The organism is Halopseudomonas oceani, from assembly GCF_002903165.1.
Classification (GTDB): Bacteria; Pseudomonadota; Gammaproteobacteria; order Pseudomonadales; family Pseudomonadaceae; genus Halopseudomonas; species Halopseudomonas oceani.
Genome location: NZ_PPSK01000029.1, coordinates 1 through 25,630, shown reverse-complemented (window position 1 = coordinate 25,630; position 25,630 = coordinate 1). Strand labels below are relative to the sequence as shown.

The 25,630-nt window shown below is 62.2% G+C and carries 24 protein-coding genes; 13 read left to right on the top strand and 11 right to left on the bottom strand.

Annotation, left to right across the window (positions count from 1 at the left end; all coding sequences use genetic code 11):
* Positions 1 to 176: 176 nt before the first annotated feature.
* The 10 genes from C1949_RS18120 to C1949_RS18075 form a co-directional block, all read right to left on the bottom strand.
* A complete protein-coding gene (locus tag C1949_RS18120) occupies positions 177 to 1,127 on the bottom strand; it encodes an isopenicillin N synthase family dioxygenase (protein WP_104739814.1) in 951 nt (316 codons plus the stop codon).
* Positions 1,128 to 1,285: 158 nt separating this feature from the next.
* The gene (locus C1949_RS18115; RefSeq protein WP_104739813.1) at positions 1,286 to 2,632 is read right to left on the bottom strand and encodes an amidohydrolase family protein; all 1,347 of its coding nucleotides are present in this window, start codon (positions 2,630 to 2,632) and stop codon (positions 1,286 to 1,288) included.
* A gap of 93 nt (positions 2,633 to 2,725) precedes the next feature.
* The gene (locus C1949_RS18110) at positions 2,726 to 3,229 is read right to left on the bottom strand and encodes an ureidoglycolate lyase (RefSeq protein WP_104739812.1); all 504 of its coding nucleotides are present in this window, start codon (positions 3,227 to 3,229) and stop codon (positions 2,726 to 2,728) included.
* The gene (gene alc, locus C1949_RS18105) at positions 3,226 to 4,242 is read right to left on the bottom strand and encodes an allantoicase (protein WP_104739811.1); all 1,017 of its coding nucleotides are present in this window, start codon (positions 4,240 to 4,242) and stop codon (positions 3,226 to 3,228) included. The genes C1949_RS18110 and alc overlap by 4 nt, the downstream gene beginning before the upstream one ends.
* Before the next feature lie 2 nt (positions 4,243 to 4,244).
* A complete protein-coding gene (gene puuE / locus C1949_RS18100) occupies positions 4,245 to 5,177 on the bottom strand; it encodes an allantoinase PuuE (protein ID WP_104739810.1) in 933 nt (310 codons plus the stop codon).
* A complete protein-coding gene (locus C1949_RS18095) occupies positions 5,174 to 5,824 on the bottom strand; it encodes a TetR/AcrR family transcriptional regulator (RefSeq protein WP_170063116.1) in 651 nt (216 codons plus the stop codon). Before C1949_RS18095 ends, puuE begins: the two co-directional genes overlap by 4 nt.
* A gap of 65 nt (positions 5,825 to 5,889) precedes the next feature.
* A complete protein-coding gene (locus C1949_RS18090; protein ID WP_104739808.1) occupies positions 5,890 to 6,654 on the bottom strand; it encodes an outer membrane protein OmpK in 765 nt (254 codons plus the stop codon).
* A gap of 57 nt (positions 6,655 to 6,711) precedes the next feature.
* Positions 6,712 to 7,638, bottom strand: a complete 927-nt coding sequence (locus C1949_RS18085) for an ABC transporter permease (protein WP_104739807.1) — start codon at positions 7,636 to 7,638, stop codon at positions 6,712 to 6,714.
* A gap of 1 nt (position 7,639) precedes the next feature.
* On the bottom strand, positions 7,640 to 8,722 hold the full coding sequence (locus C1949_RS18080) for an ABC transporter permease (protein ID WP_104739806.1): 1,083 nt from the start codon (positions 8,720 to 8,722) through the stop codon (positions 7,640 to 7,642).
* Positions 8,709 to 10,253 (bottom strand): ABC transporter ATP-binding protein, encoded by a 1,545-nt coding sequence (locus C1949_RS18075; RefSeq protein ID WP_104739805.1) that lies wholly within the window; start codon positions 10,251 to 10,253, stop codon positions 8,709 to 8,711. Before C1949_RS18075 ends, C1949_RS18080 begins: the two co-directional genes overlap by 14 nt.
* 262 nt (positions 10,254 to 10,515) lie before the next feature.
* On the opposite strand from C1949_RS18075, the gene xdhA reads away from it, so the two are divergent.
* From xdhA to C1949_RS18025, 10 genes are all read left to right on the top strand, one after another.
* Positions 10,516 to 11,979 (top strand): xanthine dehydrogenase small subunit, encoded by a 1,464-nt coding sequence (xdhA, locus tag C1949_RS18070; RefSeq protein WP_104739804.1) that lies wholly within the window; start codon positions 10,516 to 10,518, stop codon positions 11,977 to 11,979.
* Positions 11,972 to 14,329 carry a xanthine dehydrogenase molybdopterin binding subunit gene (gene xdhB, locus C1949_RS18065; RefSeq protein WP_104739803.1) on the top strand — a complete coding sequence of 786 codons (2,358 nt, stop codon included), beginning with the start codon at positions 11,972 to 11,974 and terminating at the stop codon, positions 14,327 to 14,329. The genes xdhA and xdhB overlap by 8 nt, the downstream gene beginning before the upstream one ends.
* A complete protein-coding gene (xdhC, locus tag C1949_RS18060) occupies positions 14,326 to 15,195 on the top strand; it encodes a xanthine dehydrogenase accessory protein XdhC (RefSeq protein WP_104739802.1) in 870 nt (289 codons plus the stop codon). The genes xdhB and xdhC overlap by 4 nt, the downstream gene beginning before the upstream one ends.
* Positions 15,192 to 15,692, top strand: coding sequence for a 2-oxo-4-hydroxy-4-carboxy-5-ureidoimidazoline decarboxylase (gene uraD, locus C1949_RS18055; protein WP_104739801.1), 501 nt, complete (start codon positions 15,192 to 15,194; stop codon positions 15,690 to 15,692). Before xdhC ends, uraD begins: the two co-directional genes overlap by 4 nt.
* Complete coding sequence (gene uraH, locus C1949_RS18050; protein WP_104739800.1) at positions 15,689 to 16,030, top strand: hydroxyisourate hydrolase; 342 nt, start codon at positions 15,689 to 15,691, stop codon at positions 16,028 to 16,030. The genes uraD and uraH overlap by 4 nt, the downstream gene beginning before the upstream one ends.
* 1 nt (position 16,031) lies before the next feature.
* Complete coding sequence (gene guaD, locus C1949_RS18045) at positions 16,032 to 17,393, top strand: guanine deaminase (protein WP_188656552.1); 1,362 nt, start codon at positions 16,032 to 16,034, stop codon at positions 17,391 to 17,393.
* On the top strand, positions 17,374 to 18,591 hold the full coding sequence (locus C1949_RS18040) for a urate hydroxylase PuuD (RefSeq protein ID WP_104739799.1): 1,218 nt from the start codon (positions 17,374 to 17,376) through the stop codon (positions 18,589 to 18,591). Before guaD ends, C1949_RS18040 begins: the two co-directional genes overlap by 20 nt.
* 458 nt (positions 18,592 to 19,049) lie before the next feature.
* Entirely contained in the window at positions 19,050 to 19,340 is a 291-nt protein-coding gene (locus tag C1949_RS19315) for a transposase (RefSeq protein ID WP_146040350.1), read from the top strand.
* A 106-nt stretch (positions 19,341 to 19,446) separates the two neighbouring features.
* Positions 19,447 to 20,124 (top strand): glycine-rich domain-containing protein, encoded by a 678-nt coding sequence (locus tag C1949_RS18030; RefSeq protein ID WP_104739797.1) that lies wholly within the window; start codon positions 19,447 to 19,449, stop codon positions 20,122 to 20,124.
* A gap of 26 nt (positions 20,125 to 20,150) precedes the next feature.
* Positions 20,151 to 20,786, top strand: coding sequence for an HD domain-containing protein (locus C1949_RS18025; RefSeq protein ID WP_104739796.1), 636 nt, complete (start codon positions 20,151 to 20,153; stop codon positions 20,784 to 20,786).
* A 48-nt stretch (positions 20,787 to 20,834) separates the two neighbouring features.
* On the opposite strand, the gene C1949_RS18020 is transcribed toward C1949_RS18025, so the two are convergent.
* Positions 20,835 to 21,848: an isopenicillin N synthase family dioxygenase gene (locus tag C1949_RS18020; RefSeq protein ID WP_104739795.1), complete on the bottom strand. Its 1,014-nt coding sequence runs from the start codon at positions 21,846 to 21,848 to the stop codon at positions 20,835 to 20,837.
* Positions 21,849 to 22,409: 561 nt separating this feature from the next.
* On the opposite strand from C1949_RS18020, the gene C1949_RS18015 reads away from it, so the two are divergent.
* From C1949_RS18015 to C1949_RS19310, 3 genes are all read left to right on the top strand, one after another.
* Positions 22,410 to 23,762, top strand: coding sequence for an amidohydrolase family protein (locus C1949_RS18015; protein ID WP_104739794.1), 1,353 nt, complete (start codon positions 22,410 to 22,412; stop codon positions 23,760 to 23,762).
* 787 nt (positions 23,763 to 24,549) lie between these two features.
* On the top strand, positions 24,550 to 24,981 hold the full coding sequence (locus tag C1949_RS18010; protein WP_104739793.1) for a hypothetical protein: 432 nt from the start codon (positions 24,550 to 24,552) through the stop codon (positions 24,979 to 24,981).
* A gap of 73 nt (positions 24,982 to 25,054) precedes the next feature.
* On the top strand, positions 25,055 to 25,564 hold the full coding sequence (locus tag C1949_RS19310) for a hypothetical protein (protein WP_146040349.1): 510 nt from the start codon (positions 25,055 to 25,057) through the stop codon (positions 25,562 to 25,564).
* Positions 25,565 to 25,630 lie beyond the last annotated feature (66 nt).

Genomic DNA, 25,630 nt, shown 5'->3' with positions numbered 1-25,630 from the left:
GAAGGCGAAAGGCGGGTTGCCAGGCGGCATGAATGGTTAGCAGCGGTGCGGTGCTGGAGGCGGCGCGGGCACGGCATGCCGTGCCGCTACGAGAATGGTGAAGCAGTCAGGAATGGACGCAGAGCGCCCTATCGGGGCATTCCCACGCGGAGCGTGGGAACGATCAACGTCGGCCGTTACGACGGCTCTACCCGATGCTCGTAAGTGGCATTCAGGCGGGCGGTCAGGTATTCGGCGCAGGTAATCGGTTCATACTTCGGCGCTTCACTCGGCATTACGTCGCGCGGGTCGACGATGGAGTCGGGGTTCACTTCCAGGAAGAAGGCGATGGAGTAGCGTTCCTGCTCCGGCGGGCGGACGCGGTGCGGGGTGGAGACGTAGGTGTCGTTGCTCCAGCGCATCAGGCAGTCGCCGATGTTGCAGACGAAGGCGCCCGGTACGTGTGGGGCGTCGATCCATTGGCCCTGACGGGTCAGTACCTGCAGTCCGGCAACCTTGTCGGTGGCCAGCAGGGTGACGTTGCCGTAGTCGGTGTGGGCACCGGCGCCGCCGTCTTCGCGGTCGATCTGACCGGCGCTGGCGGGATAGCGCAGCATGCGCAGGGTGGCGATGGGGCTGGTCAGGTGCTGAACGAAGAAGTCTTCCGGCAGGCCCAGATCAATCGCAAACCCCTTGTGGATCAGCCGGCCAAGGTTCAGGCAGCCGTCGAAGTAGCCGAGCATGGCTTCGCGCCAGCCATCGAGCGGTGGCCAGAAGTTGACGCCGCGGAAGGGTTTGCCGGCCAGTACGTCCGGGTGATCGGCCGGGAAGTCGGTGCCGATGTTGAAGGCTTCCTTCATGTCGGCACCGGCTTCCGGGTTGAGCTTTTCGTCGGCCATGGCGACGTAGCCGCGGTTGTGCGGCGACTTCTTGATCGACATTTCCTGCTTGGTTTCCAGCGGCAGCTCGAACACCCGCTTGGAGTTGGCGAACGCGCCGGCCATGACGTCTTCCGGGATGCCGTGGTCGATGGCGTAGAAGAAGCCGATTTCACGGCAGGCAACGCCCAGCTGGCGGGCGGTTTCGGCGCGGACGGCGGGGTCTTCGCTGTTCAGGCCAGCGACGGAGATCAGGGGCAGTGATTGCATTGCAGTTGTCCTCTAATAAACAAAGAGCTGAAAAACGTTGGTGAGGCAGTCAGCGCCAGGGCCGGCGCCCCGGCAAAAACAGGCAAAAACCGATCGAACTCGCGCTCGCGCCTGTTGTTAACGCTGCGATGGCAACGCAGGCCGTTTTTCAACACCTCTTAAACCATTGACGTACGCAGGTGCGAAATATCGCGACACTGCTGAAACAGCGCCAGCCCGTGCTGCTGGGCTTCGCTGAGTACCTGTTGTTCGTTTACCCGGGTGGCGCGGCCGTTGGCGATCAGTTGCCGGCCATCAACCCAGACCGCGGCGACGTTGCGGGCGTCGGCGGCAAAGACCAGATTCCACAGCAAATTGCCGCCGGCTGCATTGATCTCGGTCGGTATCAGGTTGGGTTGCGCCAGATCGAGCAGCAGCAGGTCGGCCTGCTTGCCGACTTCGAGCGAGCCGATACGGTCGCCGAGGCCCAGGGCGCGGGCACCGTTGATGGTCGCCATGCGCATGATCTGGTCGGCGGGCAGCACGGTGGCGTCCAGCCGGGTGGCCTTCTGGATCAGCGAGGCGAACTTCATTTCCTCAAACAGGCTGAGGCTGTTGTTGCACACCGGGCCGTCGGTGCCGAGGCCGACGGTGATGCCGGCGGCGAGCATTTCCGGCACGCGGGCGACGCCGCTGGCGAGCTTGGCGTTGCTGATCGGGCAGTGGCTGATGGCGGTGCCGGTGTCGGCGATGCGCTTGATCTCGTCGTCGTTGAGCCACACGCAGTGGGCGATCAGGGTGCGTTCACCAAGGATGCCGTAGTGATCGAGCTGAGCAATTGAGCGACGGCCGAAGTGTGCCTTGACCGCGTCGTCCTCTTCCTTCTGCTCGCAGGCGTGGGTGTGGATGCCAACGCCGTATTCGGCCTGGCATTCCAGCGCTTCGCGGTAGGCGTCGGCGGTGCAGTAGAACAGGTGTTCCAGCCCCATCCAGACCTGTATGCGGCCGTTCTGGCTGCCGTGGTGGCTGTGGATCAGCGCGCGGTTCTCGGCGCGGGTGGCGAAGAAGTCCTTGCCGGGTTCGTCGGCCACATAGGGCGCCAGATTGACCCGCAGACCGATCTCGCCAGCGGCATCGGCGCAGCGGTGCATGAAGCGGTACATGTCCATCACGCAGGTGGTGCCGCTTTTCAGCGCTTCCAGATAGCACAGACGTGCCGAGTGGAAGGCGTACTCCTCGGTCAGGGTACGGTGTTCCAGCTGGTAGTAGGGCAGCCATTCCATCAGCTGCATGTTCTCGGTCACGCCGCGCATCAGGCTGGAATGGGAGTGGGCGTCGATCAGCCCCGGCAGCAGCGCGTGGCCGCTGGCGTCGATCACCGGCATGCCGGGCGGGATGATCACCTCGTCGCTGGGGCCGACGGCGCTGATGCGTCCGTCCTCTACGATCAGGGTGCCGTGTGGGATGACGCGGTTGTCTGGGTCAACGGTAAAGATGGCTGCATCGCGCAGCGCAAAATGGTTCATATGTACCTCATAGCAATCTGAACCGGGTTAGCGGTTCCGGACACTGTGACGGCACGGCGGGCACGGAATGCATCAGCGTGGCTGATGGTTTCCTCAGAGGCTGTCCGAGCGGAGCACAAGGGGTTGGTTAAGGGTTACTTCATCGCAATTGTTACCTGCACCACGGCGGTCGACGATCAGATAATCGGCGTCCGCAGTGACTGGCAGCAGGGGTGCATGCCAGGTTCCGGCATGGTAACTGATGCCCTGGTCGCCTGGCACGTAGAACGCGCGCACGGCAGATTCATCAAAGTCGCCGGGGGCGGCGACCACAGCATAAAACGCCGTGCCGTTGAGCGGCACAAAGGCCTGACTGCCCAGCGGATGGCGTTCCATCAGACTGATTTCAAGCGGCTCAAGCGGCTGGCCGCGGAAGATCGAGAAAATGCCTTCGGCACCCTCGCCCAGCAACTGCACCGTACCGAGCGCGTGGAAGCGCTGGGTCCGGCCGTTGTTGATCGGAAAGCTGTCGGCGCCGACCGTGGAGATCACATCGCCGAAGGGGGCGAAGGCTTCGCGGGTCAGCGGCTCGACGGTCAGTACGCGGGGGCTGCTCATGCGACCGGCTTGCCGAACAGGCGCAGGCGACTGACGCCGCCATCAGGAATGATATTGAAGCGAATGTGCGTGATCGGGCCGATATCGTTCAGTTCGGTGAACTGGTGGATGGCGTCGGCGGTCAGCGGCTGTTCGTCCATCAGGGTGTGCCAGAACATGCTCTGGGTGATCAGGCTCTTGGTGGTGCCCTGTTCAACGCAGGCGGCCTGGATCGAGCAGCGTGCCGGGAAGTTGCCCTTGAAGTGCGCGGTGTCGACTTCCACGTGCTCAATGAGGCCCTTGTGGCCGAGCGTGAGGATGCACCAGTCGTTGCCGGGCTCGCGGCGGCGGCGGGTTTCCCAGCCATCGCCCATGTCGGTGCCGCGGCCGGGGCGCAGCAGCTTGCGCGGCTCGCCGTAGTGGGCATCGCTCCAGGCCACCTGATTGCCGCCGTTCTCCAGCGCGATCAGGTTTATGGTCTGGCTGCTGTCGAGGGTCGACCAGTCACAGTGCGGGGTGCCGTAGACGCGCAGGCGGGCGACGCCGCCGTCCGGGTACAGGTGCAGGCGCAGGTGGGTCCAGACCTGATCGGAGGTCAGTTCATGGAAGTGATGCGCGTTGCCGCCGAGCTCCACGGCAGACAGCAGCTCGGTCCAGGCGCTGTCGTTGGTCGGTTCGGCGTCCGGGCTGTAGCAGGCTTCCAGCGAGACCGCCGGGGCGAAGTTGCCGGTGAAGAAACTGGTGTCAAAATCGACGCCCTGCAGGGTGCCGGCCAGCGCCAGTTTGATGATCGCGGTGTCGTGGCCGGTGGTGCGGCGGCGGCGGGTTTCCCAGCCGTCCATCCACTTGCCGTTGTCGTCGTACAGGCCGGGGTAAAACGCCGCCGGTTCGGGATTGAGCATGCGGATGCCGGGGGCAAAGAATTGGTCGGTCGCCCAGAGGAATTCGGCGCCGAGACTGGCGTCGGCCAGGTTCAGGCCGGTCTTGGTAAACGCCGGGCCGTCGACGGCTGGGGCGATGATGGCGGTGCTCATGGTTAATCCTTGGCAGGCTGGTATGGGTGCGTCTGTTTCCAGTGCCGCGCGATGTCGATGCGACGGGTGATCCAGACCTTGTCGTGGCTCTGGATGTGATCCAGGAAGCGTTGCAGCGCGCGGAAGCGGCCGGGGCGGCCGACCAGGCGACAGTGCAGGCCGATCGACAGCATCTTGGGCGTTTCCGAGCCCTCGGCGTAGAGCACGTCGAAGGCATCCTTGAGGTACTGGAAGAACTGCTCGCCGCTGTTGAAGCCACCGGCGATGGCAAAGCGCATGTCGTTGGTGTCCAGCGCGTAGGGCACCACCAGGTGCGGCTGCGGGCCGGCGCCGGCGTCGACCGTGGTCCAGAACGGCAGGTCGTCGCCGTAGTAATCGCTGTCGTACTCGAAGCCACCGGCCTCGACCACCAGCCGGCGGGTATTCGGGCTGTCGCGGCCGGTGTACCAGCCGAGCGGTGGCTGGCCGGTAAGTGCGGTGTGCAGCTCGATAGCCTGCTGCATGTGCTCGCGCTCGCGGGCTTCGCTCATGTCCTGATAGTGAATCCAGCGCAGGCCGTGGCAGGCGATCTCGTGGCCGTCTTCGATAAAGGCGCGGACCATGTCCGGGTGGCGCTGCATGGCCATGCTGACGCCAAATACGGTCAGCGGCAGGCCGCGCTGGCGAAACTCGCGCAGGATGCGCCAGGCACCGGCGCGCGAGCCGTATTCGTAGAGTGATTCCATGCTCATGTGGCGGTCGGCAAAGGCCTGCGCGCCAATGATGTCGGAGAGGAAGACTTCCGAGTGACTGTCGCCATGCAGCACACAGTTCTCGCCGCCCTCTTCGTAGTTCAGCACGAACTGCACGGCGATGCGTGCCTGCCCCGGCCAGTTGGCCTTGGGCGGCTCGGCACCGTAGCCGATCAGATCACGCGGGTAGTGCGAATTGCTCATTTCTTGGGTACCTCGAGGCCGCAGCCGCGAAGAATGATGTCGGTAAGGAAGTCGGCCACGCGGTCGAAGTCCTGCTTCTCGTATTCGGCCTTGTTTTCCACCATCAGCACCTGCACCTGGAAGTCGGCGTAGTGCTGGGTTGAGGACCAGATCAGGAAGATCAGCTGCACCGGGTCTACCGGCGCCATGCGGCCCTGATCAATCCACTGCTGCATGACCCCGGCGCGGCCGCGCACCCATTCGCGCATGTTGGTGCGCAGGTGGGTCATCAAAAAAGGGGCGCCCTGGATGATTTCCATGGCAAACAGACGGGAGGCCAGCGGATACAGGCGGGCCATATCGACCTTGGCGCGGATAAAGCTGGCCAGCGCCTCGGCGGGGTCGTCGTCGACGGTCACGCTGGAAAACACCGCGTTCCAGCGCGCAAGAATATCGTCGAACATGGCTGCGTAGATCTTCTTCTTGTTGCTGAAGTAGTACAGCACGTTCGATTTGGGCAGTTCGGCCCGTTCGGCAATGTTCTGAATGGTGGCACCGCGAAAGCCGTGCAGGGCAAATTCCTGTTCGGCGGCGGCCAAAATGATTTCGTGGTTACGCTCGCGGATGCGACCGGGTCGGTAGGTCTTGGATGTATTTTTGGTTGTCATCTGTTCCATCGCCTTTACACCAGTGCGGGGGTTCGACCATGACGGCCGAACCCCCATTGCCGTGATCAGAAGTGGAATTTCACCAGCGCACTGACCGCGTTTTCGGTTTCCATTACATCGTCGTTCAGACCGTACTTGTTGTTCCAGTACGAGTATTCGATACCTGCGTAGAGTACGCCCGGCTTGCCACGGTAGTTACCCAGGTCCAGCTTCAGCTGCGGGTTGAAGTGGAAGTCGGACTTGTGATCGTCTTCCGCTGTGGACCAGTCGATGTAACCGTCGAACAGGATACGGGTGCTGCCAAATTCCATCGCTTTGCCCCAGACGACGGTGGTTTGATAATCGTTAGAGGTCTCGCTGTTGTCCACGTAGTAGAAACGGGTGCCGAAGTACATGAAGCCCGGCATGTTCCAGTCGATACCCGGACCAACCATGTAGTTGTTGACGTTGGTGCCGCCGCCAAATTCGTACTGAGCGGACAGGGTGTAGTCCTTGATCAGGCCACCACCCAGTTGGCTGCCAGTCAGCCAGCTCAGGCTCAGGTTAGGCGCGAATTCACCGTACAGATCGTCAGAGTCGGTATCTTTTCCGTGACCCTGGTTACGGTCTACGAAGAAGAAGGTGCTGCCCCAATCGTGGCCGCTGGCATTCTCGAAGGTGAAGAACGTCTGGGACGTCTTCTTGCCAGCGCCGTCGAAGTTAACGCGTGCGTAGTCATCGCTGTACAGAACAGTAATGCTGGAGTCGGAGAAATACTTCTCAGCGTGTGCTGCCGGTACAAAGGCGCCTGCGATGCAAGCGGCGATCAGCGTTTTTTGCAGTGTGCTCATATTCAATGCTTCCTGGAATCAGTGATTTAGTTTTGATTGGCATAGTGGGTGCTCAAGTTATTTGCTCGGCCTATAGGGTTGGCCGATTGATAGGGGTGTGTTGAGGCGGGTCCGCGCGGGATTCCACGACAACAGCACCAGAACGATAATGGTGACGACATAGGGCAGCATGGCCAGCAGCTCGGTCGAGCTGTTCCAGCCGAGCCCCTGCAGCACCAGGTGCAAGATGCTGGCGGCGCCGAACAGGTAGGCGCCGAGCAGCACACGCTCGGGTTTCCAGGTGGCGAACACCACCAGGGCCAGCGCGATCCAGCCGCGTCCGGCAGTCATGTTCTCGGTCCACATCGGGGTGTAAGCCAGCGACAGGTAGGCACCGGCCAGGCCGGCCATGGCACCACCAAAGGCGACCGCCATGTAGCGTACCGGCAGTACCCGCAGACCGTTGGCGTTGGCGGCCTCCGGCGACTCGCCGACGGCGCGCAGAATCAGCCCGGCGCGGCTGTACTTGAGGAAGCAGAACACCAGTACGAAGATCAGCAGCGAGGCGTAGACCAGCAGGTCCTGGTTGAACAGCACCTGGCCGATGACCGGGATGTCTGACAGCAGCGGAATGGCGAGTTTGTCGAAACCGTCGATCGACTGGCCGACAAAGCCGCTGCCGACAAACGAGCTCAGGCCGATGCCGAAGATGGTCAGCGCCAGACCGGCGGCATACTGGTTGGCCGCCAGGGTGATAGCCATCAGCGCAAACAGCATGGACATCAGCACGCCACCGAGTATCGCGGCAAGCACGCCCATACTCAGGCTGCCGGTCGAGGTGGCGGCGATAAAGCCGATCACCGCGCCCATCAGCATCATGCCTTCCTGACCGAGGTTGAGAACGCCAGAGCGCTCGCAGACCAGCTCACCGAGGGCGACCAGCAGCAGCGGGGTGCCAGCGACCACGGTCGCGGCGAGTACGTTGGTAATCAGTACGCTGTCCATATCAGGCCTCCCCTGCTACGGCCTTGGGGGCCCGACGAATGCGAATGCGGTAATGGATGAAGGCGTCACAGGTCAGCAGGTAGAACAGCAGCAGCCCCTGGAACAGCCCGGTGATTGCCTTGGGCAGGGCCATGGCAATCTGCAGCATTTCGCCACCCATAAAGGTCAACGCCAACAGCGCGGCTGCCAGCACGATGCCGACTGCCTGCATGCGACCGAGGAATACCACGATGATCGCGGTGTAGCCGTAGCCGGGCGATACCTGCGGCACCAGTTGGCCGAGCGGGCCGGTGACTTCCGACGCGCCAGCCAGGCCAGCCAGTGCACCGGATGCCATAAATGCCAGCAGGGTCAGGCGCTTGGCCGGGAAGCCGGCGAAGGCGGCGGCGCGTTCGTCCTGCCCGAGCACCTTGAGCTGGAAGCCGATAAAGGTGCGGGCGAACAGCACGCCGACCGCGACTGCTGCCAGTAGACCGAACAGCAGACCGATGTGCAGGCGGGTGTCCGGGATCAGCCTGGGCAGCAGCGCGGAGGCAGAGAACATCTCCGACTGCGGGAAGCCGAAACCGTACGGGTCCTTCAGCGGGCCGTGAACCGCGTACAGCAGCAGGTTCAGGGCGATGTAGTTGAGCATGATGGTGGTGAGGATCTCGTTGCAGTGGAACTGCGTTTTCAACAGTCCCGCCAGCAGTGCCCAGACCGCACCGGCCACCATGCCGGCGATCAGCACCAGCGGCAGCACCCAGGGGCCACTTTGGCCGCCCAGTTGCAGGGCCGCCACGCTGGCCCACAGCGCGCCCATCAGGAAGTGTCCTTCGGCACCGATGTTCCACAGCTTGGCCCGGTAACAGATGGTCAGACCGGCGGCGCAGAGCAGCAGCGGTGCCATCTTCAGGCCCAGCTCGGCCCAGCCGTGTTTGTCACTCAGCGGGGTCAGGAAGAAGAAGGTCAGACCTTCTACCGGGTCCTTGCCGAGGGCCATGAAGATGCCCATGCCGGTGATGATGGTGAGGATCAGTGCCAGCAACGGGGAAGCCCATTGCATGGCGCGGGAGTCGACGGCGCGACGCTCAAGCGACAGCATGGGAAACCTCCGAAGGTGCGGCGCTGGGGAAATCACCCGCCATCCACTGGCCGAGTTGTTCAATGGTCAGGTCGCTGGTGTTGACCAGCGGTGACAGCCGGCCGGCGCAGATCGCGCCCATGCGGCCACAGAGCTGGAACAGTTCGTCCAGATCCTCCGAGATCAGCAGCACCGCAGCGCCTTGGTCACGCAGCCGCACCAGCGCCTCGTGGATGGCAACCGCCGAGCCAACGTCAACGCCCCAGGTCGGGTGCGAGGCGACCAGCAGCTTGGGTTGCTGCATGGCTTCACGGCCGATGATGAATTTCTGCAGGTTGCCGCCGGACAGGCTGGTAGCGTGGCTGTCGATGCTGGCGGTGCGTACGCCGAAGGCCTCGACGATGCGGCTGGCGTAGTCGCGTACCTTGTTCAGCGCGACCCAGCCCTTGGTCACCATGCCTTCGCCATAGGCGGTCAGCAGGCTGTTGTCGACCAGCGACATGGACGGCACCGCGCCGCGGCCGAGGCGTTCTTCCGGCACCACTGCAACGCCGAGGCGGCGGCGCAGGCCTGGCTTGGCCTGACCGATGGCCACGCCGCTGAGGGTGATGCTGTCGTTGCTGACCAGCGCCTCGCCTGACAGGGCGCGCAGCAGTTCGTCCTGACCGTTACCGGCGACGCCGGCGATGCCGGCAATCTCGCCTGAGCGTAGGCTCATGCACAGATCCTGCAGGCTGGTGCCGAACGGGTCGCTGGTGCGGTAGTTCAGGTGGCTGACGTCCAGCAGCACCTCGCCTGGCGCGCGCGGTTCAACGCGGGTCGACAGCGGGGTTTCATTGCCGACCATCATGCGGGCGATGTCGTCGGTGCTCACCTCGCCCGGGTTGCACTCACCGGTTACCCGGCCCTGGCGCAGCACGGTGGCGCGGTGGCACAGGTCGCGCACTTCCTGCAGCTTGTGGCTGATGAACAGAATGCTGCAGCCCTCGTGCGACAGCTGGCGCAGGGTGCGGAACAGGGTTTCGACCTCCTGCGGCGTCAGCACCGAGGTTGGCTCGTCTAGAATCAGTAGAGAGCTTTCCTGAATCAGGCAACGCACGATCTCGACCCGCTGGCGCTCGCCAATCGACAGGGTGTTGACGTAGCGACGCGGATCCAGCGCCATGCCGTAATGCTCGGAGACTTCGCTGATGCGGGCTTCCAGCTTGCGCCGGTCGCGGGCTTGGTCGGCCGGCAGGCTGAGCGCGATGTTCTCGGCAACGGTCAGGGTCTCGAACAGGGAAAAATGCTGGAACACCATGCCGATACCCAGTTCGCGGGCATGGGCCGGACCCTGCAGGGTCAACGGGTGGCCATTCCAGGTGATGCTGCCGGCGTCGGGCTGGATGACGCCGTAGATGATCTTCATCAGGGTGCTCTTGCCGGCGCCATTCTCGCCGAGCAGGGCATGGATTTCGCCTGCGTTGACTGTGAGCTGGACGCCGTCATTCGCCCGGCATCCCGGGTACTCCTTGACGATGTGTTCCAGCTTCAGGCGTTCTGCGGTTGCCATTCAGTTTCCTCTATAGGCGCTTTGCCGGCGATTTAAGGTGACCGGCCGGGCAACGCCCTATTTAATAACTGACCAATCAATCAACATTTGCAACGACAGCAATTTGCTTGCCAAAACTGGAAAAAATGTAAAATTCACTTTTTTCAGACTAGTTGGTCAAGTTTTTGCAAATCTACCCCAAGCGCCTGTGTACGCCGTTGTGCGGCGCCACGCCTGAACACCGCCTGAAACGGGCCAAACTGCGGATAGAGCGGAGACGAACGTGATTGAGTTCTACCTGAATGGTCAGCCGGAAAAACTTGACCGAGCTGACCCAAACATGAGCATTCTTGATTGGCTGCGCACCAAAAAGCGGCTTAGCGGCACCAAGGAAGGATGCGCATCCGGCGACTGCGGGGCTTGCACCGTACTGATCGGCAGCCCCTCGGCCGACGGCGGGCTGCATTATACGGCAATCAATAGTTGCATCAGCCTGGTCGGTTCATTGCACGGTAAACATCTGATCAGCGTTGATGCCCTGCAAGACGAAAATGCCCATCCGGTGCAGGCTGCAATGGTCGAATGCAGCGGCTCGCAGTGCGGTTTCTGCACGCCGGGCTTCATTATGTCGATGGTCGGCCTGCATCAGCAGGTAGTCGGCAAGGGCAACGCCAGTGAGCACCAGATGATGGAAGCACTGGCCGGCAACCTCTGCCGCTGCACCGGTTATCGGCCGATTATCGAGGCCGGCCGGCGCACCCTGGTCGATGCGGTGCAGCACTGGGATGGCGCAGCGCTGTTCGAGCCGGCCCCGGCCGAGCAGTTCGCCACGACCCGGTCCACCGCCGCCAGCCTGGAGGACGACGAGGGCAAGCGTTTCGATGCGCCGGTCGAACTGAGTGAGCTGCGCAGCCTGCTGGCGGCCAACCCGGATGCTCGTCTGGTGGCCGGCAGTACCGATCTGGCATTGGAAATCACCCAGCAGCTGAAGGTGCTGCCGCAGCTGATTTCGCTTGAGCAGATCGCCGAACTGCATGCCGTTGAATGTAACGAGAAGAACCTGACCATCGGGTCGGCTGCCACCTACAGCGAGTTCGGAGCGACCCTCAGCGCCGACTGGCCGGCCTTCGCGCCGATGCTGGAACGGCTCGGTTCGCTGCAGATTCGTAACCGCGGCACCCTCGGCGGGAATATCGGTAACGCCTCGCCGATCGGTGACATGCCGCCGCCGCTGATTGCCCTCGGCGCCGACATTCAGCTCGACAGTGCCAACGGTGAGCGCTGGATTGCGCTGCAAGACTTCTTCGTTGACTACAAGAAAACCGTGCTGGCGCCGGGCGAATTCATCCGCGCGGTGCGGGTGCCGCGTCCGCAGGCCAACGAGAAACTGTTCCTCTACAAGATCTCCAAGCGGCTGGATGACGACATCTCTGCGGTGCTGGGCGCCTTCTGGCTGCAGTTTGACGGCGATACCGTCAGCGACTGCCGACTGGCCTTTGGTGGTATGGCCGGCATTCCCAAGCGTGCAGCGGGCGCCGAGGCGGCGCTACGCGGTGCCCGTTTCGACGAGACCGCGGTGGCCGCTGCGCAGGCGGCACTAGCCACGGACTTCACCCCCCTTTCCGACGTTCGCGCCTCGGCCAGCTACCGCAGTACCGTCGCTGGCAACCTGCTGCTGCGCGCCCTGTATGAATTCCGCGCCGGTGACGCCGGCAAGGCCCAGCTGATGGTGACCGACTATGCGTAAACTGCCCCGTGATGTATCCCGACCGACCGGCCAGCCGCTCGGTGTTGCCGGTCAGAGCGCGTTGCACGAGAGCGCCTGGCTGCACGTAACCGGCACTGCCCGTTATATCGATGACCTGCCCGAGCCCGAGGGTATTCTGCATGCCGCCGTCGGCCACAGCGCCCGGCCGCATGCGCGCATTACCAAGCTCAATTTGGAGGCCGTGCGTGCCTACCCTGGCGTGGTTGCGGTGTTCACCATGGCCGACGTACCCGGTCATACCGACATCGGCCCGGTCTTCCCCGGTGATCCGGTGCTGGCGGGCGAAGTGGTTGAGCACATTGGCCAGCCGATCTTCGCTGTCGCCGCGACCAGTCACACCGCCGCGCGCAAGGCGGCAAAGCTGGCCGAGGTCGAATACGAGGAGCTGCCGGCCATCTTTGATACCCGCGAGGCACTGGCCAAACAGTTCTTCGTGCGCCCCAGCCACACCCAGCAGCGCGGTGATCCGGATGCGGCACTGGCGGCTGCGCCGCACCGCTTGAAGGGCGAGATCAATGTCGGCGGGCAGGAACACTTTTACCTGGAAGGCCAGGCCTGCGTAGCGTTGCCGCAGGAAGACGGCGGCATGTTTGTGCATACCTCCAGCCAGCACCCGGCCGAAGTACAGAAACTGGTCGCCGAGGTGCTGGGCATTCCGCTGCATGCAGTCACCACGTCGGTGCGTCGCATGGGCGGTGGTTTTGGTGGTAAGGAAACCCAGGCCGCGCCGGTCGCCTGCGTCGCCGCGCTGCTGGCCAATGCCACCGGGCGGCCGGTCAAGTATCGGCTCTCGCGCCCGGACGATATGGTGCAAACCGGCAAGCGCCACGACTTCTTCAACACCTACGACATCGGCTTTGACGAGCAGGGCGTGATTCAGGGCGCCGAGATCATGGTGGCTGGCCGTTGCGGCTTCTCGCCGGACCTGTCCAATGCAATTGTCGAGCGGGCGATGTTCCACTCCGACAACGCCTATTATCTCGATCAGGCGCGGGTGACCGGCCATTGCTGCAAGACCCACACGGTGTCCAATACGGCCTTCCGTGGTTTCGGCGGTCCGCAGGGCATGATGGTGATCGAACAGGCGGTGGATGACATTGCCCGCCATCTGTGTCTGGACCCGCTGGAGGTGCGCAAGCGCAACCTCTACCGCGCCGGCCGCGATACCACCCACTACGGTCAGGTGATTGATCATCACGTGCTGCCGGAGTTGATCAGTCAGCTGGAAACCAGCGCCGACTATCAGGCTCGCCGCGCCGAGATTACCGCCTTCAACCGCCAGAGCCCGGTGCTCAAGCGTGGTCTGGCGCTGACCCCGGTCAAGTTCGGTATCTCGTTCACCGCCAAGCACCTCAATCAGGCCGGTGCGCTGGTGCTGATCTACACCGACGGCAGCCTGCAGGTGAACCACGGTGGCACCGAGATGGGGCAGGGCCTGTATATCAAGATTGCCCAGGTAGTCGCCGCGGCTTTTCAGATCGACGTCGACAAGGTCAAGGTCACCGCGACCCGCACCGACAAGGTGCCCAACGCCTCGCCGACGGCGGCCTCCTCCGGCTCCGATCTGAACGGTATGGCTGCGCTGGACGCCTGCGAGAAGATCAAGGCGCGGCTGATCACTTTTGGCGCCGAACTGTTCGGCTGCGACGAGGCGCAGGTGCGTTTCGAGAACAACCAGGTGGTTGCCGGTGACGCCCGCATGGACTGGGGCGACTTCATCCAGAAGGCCTACATGAACCGGGTTTCGCTGTCGTCTTCCGGTTTCTACGCCACCCCGAACATCTACTATGACCACGCCAAGGGTCAGGGCCATCCGTTCCTCTACTACGCCAACGGTGCTGCGTGCTCCGAGGTGGTGCTCGATACCCTGACCGGTGAATACCGCGTACTGCGGACCGACATCCTGCACGACGCTGGTCAGTCGCTGAACCCGGAGATCGACATCGGCCAGATCGAGGGCGGTTTTGTGCAGGGCATGGGCTGGCTGACTACCGAGGAGCTGGTCTACAGCGATAACGGCCGGCTGCTGACCACTGGGCCGGCGACCTACAAGATCCCGGCCGTGTCCGATACGCCGCCGGATCTGCGCGTCAACCTGCTGGCCAACAGCCCGAACAAGGAAGCCACCGTATTCCGCTCCAAGGCGGTCGGTGAGCCGCCGCTGATGCTCGGCATCGCGGTCTGGAGCGCGCTGCGTGATGCAGTTGCCAGCCTGACCGACGGTTGCTATTGCCCGCCGCTGGATACCCCGGCCACGCCCGAGCGCATGCTCAATGCCGTCAACGCCGCGAAGGCCTGGCAGGCCGCGCAGCAGGAGGCCGTGTCATGAACAGAAACCTGCGCTGGTTCGAGGCGGTCGCCGACTGCGAGCAGCGCGGCGAGCCCTATGTGCTGGTGACCGTGGTTGGTGTCACCGGCTCGGTGCCGCGTGAACCGTCGAGCAAGATGGTGATTACCGGCGAACACATCTGGGACACCATCGGCGGCGGCCATCTGGAGTATCTGGTCACCGCTCGGGCCCGTGAGGCGCTGGCGGCCGGCCGCTATGACACCCGGCTGGAGCACTTTCCGCTGGGCGCCTCGCTGGGCCAGTGCTGTGGCGGCAGCGTCTCGGTGCTGCTCGAAGGTCAGCCCGGCAGTGACGCCCGGCTGGTGGTATTTGGTGCCGGCCACGTGGCCCAGGCGCTGATGACCATCATCGGCCAGCTGCCCTGGCAGGTCACCCTGGTGGATTCGCGTGCCGAGGTGTTTCCCGCCGATCTGGCGGCGAACATTACGCCAGTGCACAGCGACGATCCGGTTGGTGATGCCCCGGCGTTGTGCCGTGGCCGCCATGTGCTGATCCTGACCCACAACCATCAGCTCGACTACGACCTGTGCCGCGCCCTGCTGGATGCCGGCGATGCCGCCTCGATCGGCCTGATCGGCTCGCAGACCAAGGCCGACCGCTTCCGTCAGCGGCTCGCCCACCGCGGTTACAGCGCCGAACAGATCGCCAGCATCCGTTGCCCGGTCGGGCGCAGTGACGTGCCCGGCAAGCGGCCGATGGAAGTGGCCGTATCGATTACCGCCGAACTGCTGTCGTTCGGCACCGCCAGCCAGACTCGTGGCCCGCGCCGCGGCGTCAGCTGGCCCCAATTGCGCGATTTAATGAAAGCTGCAGAGACACCGCAACAGCCGGTGGAGACAAAATGACCCTGGAACACCTGAACAACCTGCCTGAAGACGAGGCGCTGGCGGTCTTTCGTGACTGCTGCGCCGCCGACGCCTGGGCGCGCCCGATGGTCGCCGCCCGTCCCTACCACACTGCCGAAGCGCTGCATGGCACCGCCCGCGCGCTCTGGCCGAATCTGCACGAGGCTGACTGGCTGGTGGCTTTTGAGGCACACCCGAAGATCGGTGACATCAAGAGCCTGAAAGCCAAGTACGCCAGTACCGAAGCGCTGGCCAGCGGCGAGCAGTCCGGTGCGCGCGTCGCGCCCGATGCGGTGCTGCAGCGCCTGAAGGATGGCAACGACGCCTATCTGCACAAATTCGGCTTTATCTTCATCGTCTGCGCCACCGGCAAGAGCGCCGAACAGATGCTCGAGCTGCTGGAACAGCGCCTGCCCAACAGCCGCGAACAGGAACTGCGCATCGCCGCTGAAGAACAGGCCAAGATCACCCACATTCGTCTGGACAAGCTGCTATGAGCAAGAGCCCGATTACCACCCATATTCTCGACCTCGGCAGCGGCAAGCCCGCCGCCGGTGTGCGCATCACCCTTGAACAGCAGCAGGGCGACAGCTGGGTCACGCTGGCCATTGCCGAGACTGATGCCGATGGCCGCGTGCTGAACGGCTTCGGCAGCGAAGCGCCGGCCGGTGTCTACCGCCTGACCTTCGACACCGACGGCTACTACGCCGCCCAAGGCCTGCGCTGTTTCTACCCGCAGGTCACCATCGCCTTCCGCCTGGACGACGTACAGGCCCATTACCACGTTCCGCTGCTGCTCAATCAGTGGGGCTATTCGACCTACCGGGGGAGCTAGGATGACGACCAACTCTGATGCCGGCAGCGTGTCGGCCTTCCGCGGCCCACTGCTGCACTTTTTGTCCGAGCCGGGGCTCGGCACGCCCGATCCGGCCAGTTACAGCTACTTCGCCGACGGCTTGCTGGTGGTTGCCGATGGCCGAGTTCAGGCGGTCGGTGACGCCGCCGAACTGCTGCCGACTCTGCCGGCGGGCACAGCGGTTGAGCATTCGCCGGAGGGGCTGATCCTGCCCGGCATGATCGATACCCACGTACACATGCCGCAGCTGGCGGTCATGGCCAGTTACGGAACCCAGCTGCTGGAATGGCTGGAAACTTACACCTTCCCAACCGAATCGCGCTTTGCCGATGCCGACTGGTCGGCCAAGCAGTCCAAGGTCTTCCTCGATTTGCTGCTGGCGCACGGCACCACCTCGGCGCTGGTGTTCAGCACCTCGCACAAGGTCGCCAGTGAAGCGCTGTTCAGTGCGGCGCACGAGTACAACATGGCGATCACCACCGGCCGGGTGATGATGGACTGCAACGCCCCGGACGGCGTGCGCGACACTGCCGAGGCCAGCTATCAGGAAAGCCGCGAGCTGATCGCCCGCTGGCACGGCACCGGTCGTCAGCGTTACGCCGTGACCCCGCGCTTTGCTGCGACCTCGACCCATGCGCAGCTGACCTACGCCGGCAAGCTGATGACTGAGGCCGAGGGCCTGCTGATGCAGACCCACTGGGCCGAGAACAAGGCCGAGATCGCCTGGATTGCCGAGTTGTTCCCGGATCGTGCCAGCTATCTGGACGTTTACGACCACTTTGGTCTGCTCGGCCCGCGCAGCGTGCTGGCGCACGGCATTCATATCGACGATGCCGACCGCGCCCGGCTGGCCGAAACCGGCACCCGCATCGCCTTCTGCCCGACCTCCAACACCTTCCTCGGCAGCGGCCTGTTCGATCTGGCCAGCGCCCGCGCGGCGAATGTCGAGGTCGGTCTGGCGTCGGATGTCGGCGGCGGCACCAGCCTGTCGATGCTGGTCACCATGGCCGAGGCCTACAAGGTCTGCCAGCTGCGCGGCCAGAGCCTCAACCCGTTCCAGGCCTTCTACATGGCGACGCTGGGCAACGCCAAGGTGCTGCATCAGGAGGCCGAGACCGGCAACCTGGCACCCGGCAAGATGGCGGATTTTTTGATCATCGACCGCGCCGCCAGCCCGATTCAGCAACTCAAACACAGCGCCGAGCGCGATCTGTCGGGCATTCTGTTCGACCTGATGATCCTCGGCGACGATCGCAGCATCCGTCGCACCTACATCGCCGGCCAATGTCGGTACGACCGCGACGCCGTACAAGGAGCAGCCCATGCTGGTCTATCTGTCTGATTGGCTCAGCCTGATCATCCGCTGGTTTCACGTGATTGCCGGGGTTGCCTGGATTGGCGCCTCGTTCTACTTCGTCTGGCTCGACAACAACCTGCGCGAGCCGCCAGCGTGGAAAAAGCAAAAAGGCATCAAAGGTGACCTCTGGGCCATTCACGGTGGTGGTTTCTACGAGGTGGCCAAGTACGAAGTCGGCCCCGAACAGATGCCAACTGACCTGCACTGGTTCAAGTGGGAGGCCTACAGCACCCTGATGAGCGGTCTGGCGCTGTTGTTCGTGGTCTACTACCTCGGTAACCCCGGTTACCTGATCGACCCGAGCAAGCTGGATCTCAGCGCCGCCGGCGCGATGGCTATCGGTATCAGCACCCTGCTTGGTGTGATGGTGATCTACGAGGCGCTGATTCGCAGCCCGCTGTCGCGTAACGGCATGGCCTTCGGCGTGGTGCTCTATCTGATTCTGGTGGCGGTTGCCTTCGGTCTGTATCAGGTGTTTGCCGGCCGCGGAGCGTACATTCACGTAGGTGCGGTGATCGGCACCATCATGGTCGCCAACGTCTTCCTCGGCATCGTGCCGGCCCAGCGCGCACTGGTGAATGCTGTGGCCCGTGGCGAGAAGCCGGGTGAAGAGGTGGTGATGTTGGCTCAGCGCGCCATGCTGCGCTCGCGCCACAATAACTACCTGACCCTGCCGGTGCTGTTCATCATGATCAGCAACCACTACCCGATGTTCTACGCCAACGCTTACGGTTGGGCGGTGCTGGCGGCGATTGGTGCGATCACGGCCTACGCCCGTCACTTCTTCAACCTGCGCAATCAGGGCCAGTTCAAGCCGTCGATTCTGGTTGTCAGCGCGCTGGCCACCGTTGCCCTGATCTGGGCTATGGCGCCGAGCGCACCGGCCAGGATCGACAGCCACGCAAGCGAAGAAGGTACGGCCGTCAGCCGGGTAGCCGATGCCGACATCAGCCAGTTGCTGGCAACACACTGTCAGGCCTGCCACGCGGTCAAGCCCACCAGCCCGGCCTTCCAGGCGCCGCCGGCCGGCATCGTGCTGGACTCGCTGGAGCACCTCAAGCAACACCGCGACAAGGTCTATCAGGCTGCGGTTGCCACCCAGTACATGCCGCTCGGCAACATGACCGGCATCACCCCCGAGGAGCGTGACCTGCTCGGCAAGTGGCTGCAGGAAAACCCCTGAGGTTTAAGGGAAGGAAGGCCGTGCGATCTTGACCCCGGGCACGGCATGCCTTGCCCCTACGTTGCTCGCGGCTACTCCAAACCTTGCGTAGGGGCACAGCATGCTGTGCCCGTTCGGTGGTGCGGATTACATCCTTCGTTGCGAAGGGTTGCACATCCGCTTGACCTGGTTATTGCGTCGTATTCCATGGACGCAGACGCTGCTCAAAAACGGAATGGAGCATTGGTATGGCGGCGCCACATTGTATTCCTGTGCGGCGATCCATTCGGCTGCGCAGGTTTGACTACCGATCCCCAAACGCATTTTTCATCACGCTATGCACCGGTCAGCGGCGCTGCTTGTTCGGCCGCATCGACGATGGGGTAATGCATTCCTCAGCGCTGGGCTGCTTGGTTGAGCACCTTTGGCGGCAGATCGGGGCGCGTTGTTCGCATGTAGTTACTCACGACCTGGTCCTGATGCCGAACCACCTGCACGGTATTTTGCAGATCCGCACTGAGGGTGATGCCCCGCAACAAGAGCGATTTGGCAAACCGGTGCCTGGTTCACTGCCTACTCTGATGCGTTCGTTCAAGTCAGCGGTAACACGTGAAGCACGTCTGCGCGGGCTGGCTACGCATGTTGCGCTTTGGCAGCGCGGTTACCACGAGCACGTTATTCGCAACCAGCAAGACTACCTGCGAATTGCCCAATATATGGCTGACAATCCCCGCCGTTGGCAGCAAGACCGATTTTACGTCGCGGTCTGAGGCTGGGCGCTGGAACGCAATGGAGTTCTGGCGAGTGGGTGATTCGTGATCTCTTCGGTTATCCTGCGGCCCATACCGTTCCCAATGGACTCTGGCGGATGATGTGATGACGACCGAAACCGTGGTGGTAATAGTGATAGCGGCGTTCTTTCTGTTTTTAGCCTATCTGGGCTACCGGAAGAGCGCGCGCGCAAAAAGAGAAAAGCTGATCGACAGTTACCGTTTTCCTGAGTCGATTGCGGCCAAGGTCAGCCAAACCTACCCTCATCTCACTGAACAGCAAGTGAACCAGGTGATGCGTGGCCTGCGGGAGTATTTTCATGTCTGCAATGTGGCTGGCCGTCGCGTGGTGTCTATGCCGTCGCAGGCGGTAGATGTGGCCTGGCACGAGTTTATTCTGTTCACCAAGAAGTACGAGTATTTCTGCAAAAAGGCACTGGGGCGTTTCCTGCACCACACGCCGGCGGAAGCGATGAGCTCACCGACCATCGCCCAGAAGGGCATCAAGCGGGCCTGGCGTCTGGCGTGTCTGCGTGAAGGTTTGCAACCGCGCGCAGCGGATCGTCTGCCACTGCTGTTTGCCATGGATGCCCAACTGAACATCCCCGGTGGCTTTCGTTACGCGATGGATTGTCAGCGCGCGCCCGGCAGCCACTACTGCGCGACTCATATCGGTTGCAGCTCCGGCTTTATCGGTGGCTGCAGTAGCGGCTGTATCAGCGGCTGCAGCGGCGATTCGTCCGGCGGGGATGGTGGTGCGGGTTGCGGCGGCGGCGGGGACTGACTGGCGCGGACAGTGAAGGGGGCGTGATGTCGCAGCAATCGGCAATGAACGCGGAGCGCTGGGTACGGCTGATGACCGCCTGGCAGCTTGGTACCAATCCTGACACCTTTGCCGCGCTGCTGCGGGCCTACACGGAGACGGGGCGGCACTATCACTCGGCGGAGCACGTCACCGCCTGCCTGCAGCATCTCGATGGCTGTGCCGGGAGGGTGGACAATCCCGCAGAGGTGGAACTGGCCCTCTGGTTTCACGACGCTATCTACCAGCCGCTTTCCAGCAGCAATGAGCAGGACAGCGCTGACTGGGCGGCGTCCTTTCTCACCGAGCAGGGGGTAGATGAGCAGCTTGTGGCCCGTGTTCATCGGCTGATCATGGTTACCGAGCACAACGCGCCCACAACGACCCGCGATGAAGCGGTGCTGGTGGATATTGATCTGGCGATCCTCGGTGCTCCGGCGGCGGTATACGAGCTGTTCGAGCAAGGTGTGCGGCAGGAATACCGGCGGGTGCCGGCGCCGTTGTATCGGCGCAAGCGGGCGCACGTGCTGCGCGGCTTTCTGGAACGGCCGAGGCTGTATGTCTCTGGCTGCCTGGGGCCGGAGCGAGAGCATCAGGCGAGGGATAACCTGACGCGCGCCATTGCCCAGCTTGAGGGAGTCTGAAAACAACAAACCCGGCACGGTGGCCGGGTTTGTTGTTTGCGCTGAGGGTTACTTCTTCGCTTCGGCAAAGTTCGCCTGAATGCGCTGCAGCAGGTAGTCGGCTGCCGAGATCGGCGGGTATTTGCCAGCCGGAGTCTCGATCATCACTTCCTTATTGGCCTGGCAGAAGAACGCCATGCTGTAGCGCGGGCCGCGGTATTCGCCGGGCTTGGGCATGCGCACGCGGTGCAGGGTGGACTTGAGCTGGTCGTCGCTCCAGCGCATCAGCATGTCACCGATGTTGCAGGTGATGATGTCGTCACGCGGGATCACGCTGCTCCACTCGCGGTTGTCGCCGGCGCCTTCGGCGTCCTTGCCCGGGCTGACCTGCAGGCCGCCCTGGCCTTCCTTCTGGAACACCATGGTCAGGCAGTCAAAATCGGTGTGGGCACCAGCGCGCCAGAGGCTTTCGTCCAGGTCTTCTTCCGGCATCGGCAGGTAGTGCAGCAGCCGCAGGGTGCTCTGGTAATCAGGCAGGCTGCGGTCGTGGGCCTTGGTGAAGAAGTCGCGGGCAAAGCCCAGGCGTTCCGCGAAGCAGGACAGCACGTCCATGCCCAGACGCCAGGCGCGGTATTCGAAGTCCAGCATGATGCGCTGGAACTCGGGCACCACGGTCTGGTTTGGCCACAGATCATCCATGTGCGGCAGGGTGATCTGGTAGGACTCTTTCTGGTCAGCCGTGCGGGTCGAGGGGCGCACCTGCGACATGAATTCCCAGCCGGCGTTCAGGCCCTTTTTCAGTGGAAAGCGCGCTTTCTGATCGTTCGGTAGGGCAAAGAAGGCTTCGGACAGCGCGAAGGCGCTTTGGACCAGTTTCACGTCCAGACCGTGATTGACCAGCTGGAAGAAGCCGACTTCGGTGGCGGCGCTCCAGAGTTGGTCGGCGATCTCGCTACGGCGGCTCTCAAAGTCGGTCAGGTCGATCAGCGGAACGTCGCGGACGGTTTCCTTGCCCATGCCGCCGAGGGTGCTTTCCAGCTGCAGTTCTTTCAGACCGTATTCAGGGGTTGTTGCGGTTGTCATGTTGAATCTCCGAGTAGTCCCATTGGGGGCAAATGGTGCGGAGAATGACGCTGGCGGGGGAGTCGGAAAGACGCTGTGGCCTGTCAGTCCGGCGTCCGCCGCGCAATGCGCATTGTCCGCTAACTGAGCAATGACCTGGGGTGTTGCCCCCTGACAGCTTCTACTCACGTTGCCGAGGATAATCCTGCGGCACAAATACTCAAGCAGATTTTGCGCCAACATGGTCGAATCCCTCCCAACGCGCCGGTTGTCGCGGCTCTGCGCGTGTTGCTCAGGTTACGGCTGCCTTGCAGGTTGCACCGTGATTGCGCAAAAGCTGACCACTTGCACCGGATTTGGTCGTTCTGCCCGAACTGCTAGCATCGCGTGGCTGATGGCATGGGGGCTGTAGCGGGTCTGGCAGTTGGTCAAAAAATTGCACTCCCTGCTACAGCACCGCATGCTGCGGTCACATCAACACAACGCAACAGAGTAGAAGCGGTCAGGGGCGTGAGGCATTGATCCGTGCTTCCCTAGCTCCGGGACATTGCTCTTTGGCAGCAATAGAGGAGCAGTACCTTCATGGCTTACCTGATCAAGAACGCCCAGGCCGTCTTTTCCCCCACAGTGGCTGACGCCACCGATATTCGCATCAGCGACGGCAAGATCACTGAGCTCGGCCGCGACCTTGCGCCGGGCGCAGATGAAACCCTGATCGACGCCCGTGGCTGCGTGGTCTGGCCTGGCCTGGTCAACACCCACCATCACCTTGCCCAGTCGATCATGAAGGGTGTGCCGGGCGGTCTGAACCAGAACCTCAACGACTGGCTGGGGTCCGTCCCCTACCGCTACTGGCCGAAGGTCACTCCGGAGCTGATGTATCACGCGGCGCGCTTGGGGCTGTACGAGCTGCTGCGCTCGGGCGGTACCACCTGCGCCGATCACCATTACCTCTACCACGCCACCACCAGCCCCGAGCTGGAAGACGCGGTCTGGCGCGCCGCCGACGAGCTGGGCATGCGGATGGTGCTGTGCCGCGGCAGCGCGACCTCGGTGGGCAGCCATCACGGCATGCTCGAACACGGTATCGCTCCAGAAACCATCGAGCAGATCATCGAACGCCTGGATGCCAGCCGGGTCCGCTATCACCAGGACGGCGGCGATGTCATGCGCAAGCTGGTGGTCGCGCCGACCAGCCTGATTCACTCCAGCGACCCGGACGGCCTGCGCGAACAGGCGGCCTATGCTCGCGAGTTCAAACTGGGTATGCACTCGCACCTGCTGGAAGTGGACTTTGATGAAGTCGCCTCGCTGCAGAAATACGGCAAGCGCGCAGTGGATTACGCCGGTGATTGCGGCTGGCTGGGCGACGACGTCTGGTTTGCTCACCTAGTGCATTGCGACGACTACATCATCGACCGTCTCGCCAGCACCGGCACCGGCATCGCCCACTGCCCGACCTCCAACTGCCGTCTCGGCAGCGGCATCGCCCCGGCGATCAAAATGGAACAGGCAGGTATGTCGATCACCCTTGGTGTCGATGGCTCCGCCTCGGCCGAATCCGGCTCCATGCTGCAGGAGCTGAACCTCGCCTGGTTGATTCACCGGGCCGTGCACGGCCCGGAAGCGACCACACTGGAACAGGTGCTGACCTGGGGCAGCCGCAACGGCGCCAAGCTGCTGGGTCTGGATGACGTCGGCGAAATCACTGTCGGCATGGCTGCCGATCTGGTGCTGTTCGATATCAACCAGCCACGCTTCGCTGGCGTCCACAGCCCGCTCACCGCGCCGCTGATGTGCGGCGAACCGACCAGCGTCAAATACAGCTTTATTCAGGGCCGCCCGGCGGTCGATAACGGCAATATCTGCGGGCTGGATGAGGCTGAGCTGACTGCGCGGGTGCAAGAGTCGGTGGCGCAGCTGATTCGGAGCTGATTCTGGGGGGGGCCGAGTTCCAACTCGGCCAGCGCGTTGGCGTGATTCACTAAAGCGATAGGCACCCAGCATCTATTAGCTGCGATGTCGCGACGTTCGTAGGGCCACGGCACGCCGTGGCCGTGCGTTCCCCGCCACTGCACCTTTGGCTCGCTTACTACGCCGCTTTCTAGCTCGCCTTTCGCCTTTTTCGGCGAGCCAAGGGAGCTGCTTGCCCAGCCCCCTTAACGATCTCCCGGGCACCCGACTACGCGGCCGTTCGGGTTCGCTGCGTTGCTCAGGCTGACGGGGAGACCTCGCCGGCCACTCAAGAACTCGGCTCTTCGAGCCTCAGACATCCTATGACTCTTTTTCCCGTCAGCCCTGCGCTACTCGCCCGCGTAAACGGGGATGGGGTCCGTGCATTCGCCACGTTCGCTTTTGCACGGCAAGGCCGCGCTACTTGAGCGAGCCTTTAACCGTATTCAGGGTTGGCAAACGCGCCGTGCGGTAGCACTATCAAATCACCGCACTTCTCGCGGCCCCATCGGGAGGCATGGATGCTACATAGACTCGACACACTTCACCTCGAATACCCGACAGCGCGATCGCCTGCGCGCAAGCCAACACTGCCGACCAACGGAACGTTAAGCCTCGCGCGGCTTAACGTTCCGCACTCGCGGCAGAGCGCTGCTAAGCCATTGAAATACAATAAAATACGAGACCGCTCTAATCCGGTGCTATGCCGCGTATTAAAGTTGGCGCGATCTAATCACTGTTACATGGCCAGTCAAACTACGGAGACATTATGGAAGAAGTTACGCTAACAATAGACATGTTTTGGCTGGTTCTTATTGTCGCAGCCCTTGGACTTCTAATCGTTGGCGCTATTGCAATATTTGCATGGAAGGCTTTCTCAGATGATTCGCGGGGCTTCGTCAGCTATGAGCGTTATCTAGATTTCCTTACCACCCATAAAATACGCTCGAATCTACCGGTTTACCTAAATGAGGCTTATGCCGACTACCTTCAAAAAAGGAATGAGTTTTGGTCTACCTACGGCCAAGTGATCGTAGCTGTATTCATTGTTATTATTCTTGCGATACTAATGCTTACTAAAACTATTACGGCTGAGGCAGGGCTGCCTATTTTGTCAGCAGTATCTGGCTTTGCAATTGCCAAGGGTGTGTCGTCGTCGAAAAATACACCGAGCAACCCTAATGACCCTAACATTGGGTAAGCATGTAACAAGTAAAGGCAGTCGGACGCGCTGATGCGCGCCGCTGCTTAGGGCGTTAGAGAGCAAATCAAACATGGCGGGTACTGCAAGCATTTTTTCCATTCTGGCGTTAATCGGCTTTATTTTAAGCTTGATAGCACACCTTGCAGGATACGCAGGGATTGATCGTCCTTTCGGCATCAACCCGTGGCCATTGCATGTTGGTATTTTCGTTGTTTGGTTCCCGGCTGTTATAGCTGCAAGGCAATTGTCCAAAGACTTTCCACAAAAAGACATGTGGAAAGCAGCTCTTCGAGGCTGCCCAAAATGGATGCAATACGCGTTCTATAGTCTCTTTGGTTATGCATTTCTTAGCTTTTTTGCGTTCTTTATTTCAGTGGGCGACGGGGAGAGTGAAGCAAGTACTGTCAGGGGCTTCTCTGGTCATTGGCTAATTTTCTATTTTGCAGCGTTCGCTATATTGCGTTCATATGTCAGCGTCTCGCAAGGCGACACCGTCCGGCGTTGCAAAAATATGCATGTAGTTGAACCCGCCCATGTCCATTGCCCTGAGTGTGGTGAACACGTTGGAAGGCAGTACTAAAGTTGCTCTCTAACAAGTGACTGTGGTGTCAACGCCTCAAATCAGGCTGTTTTTTCACGCCACGGC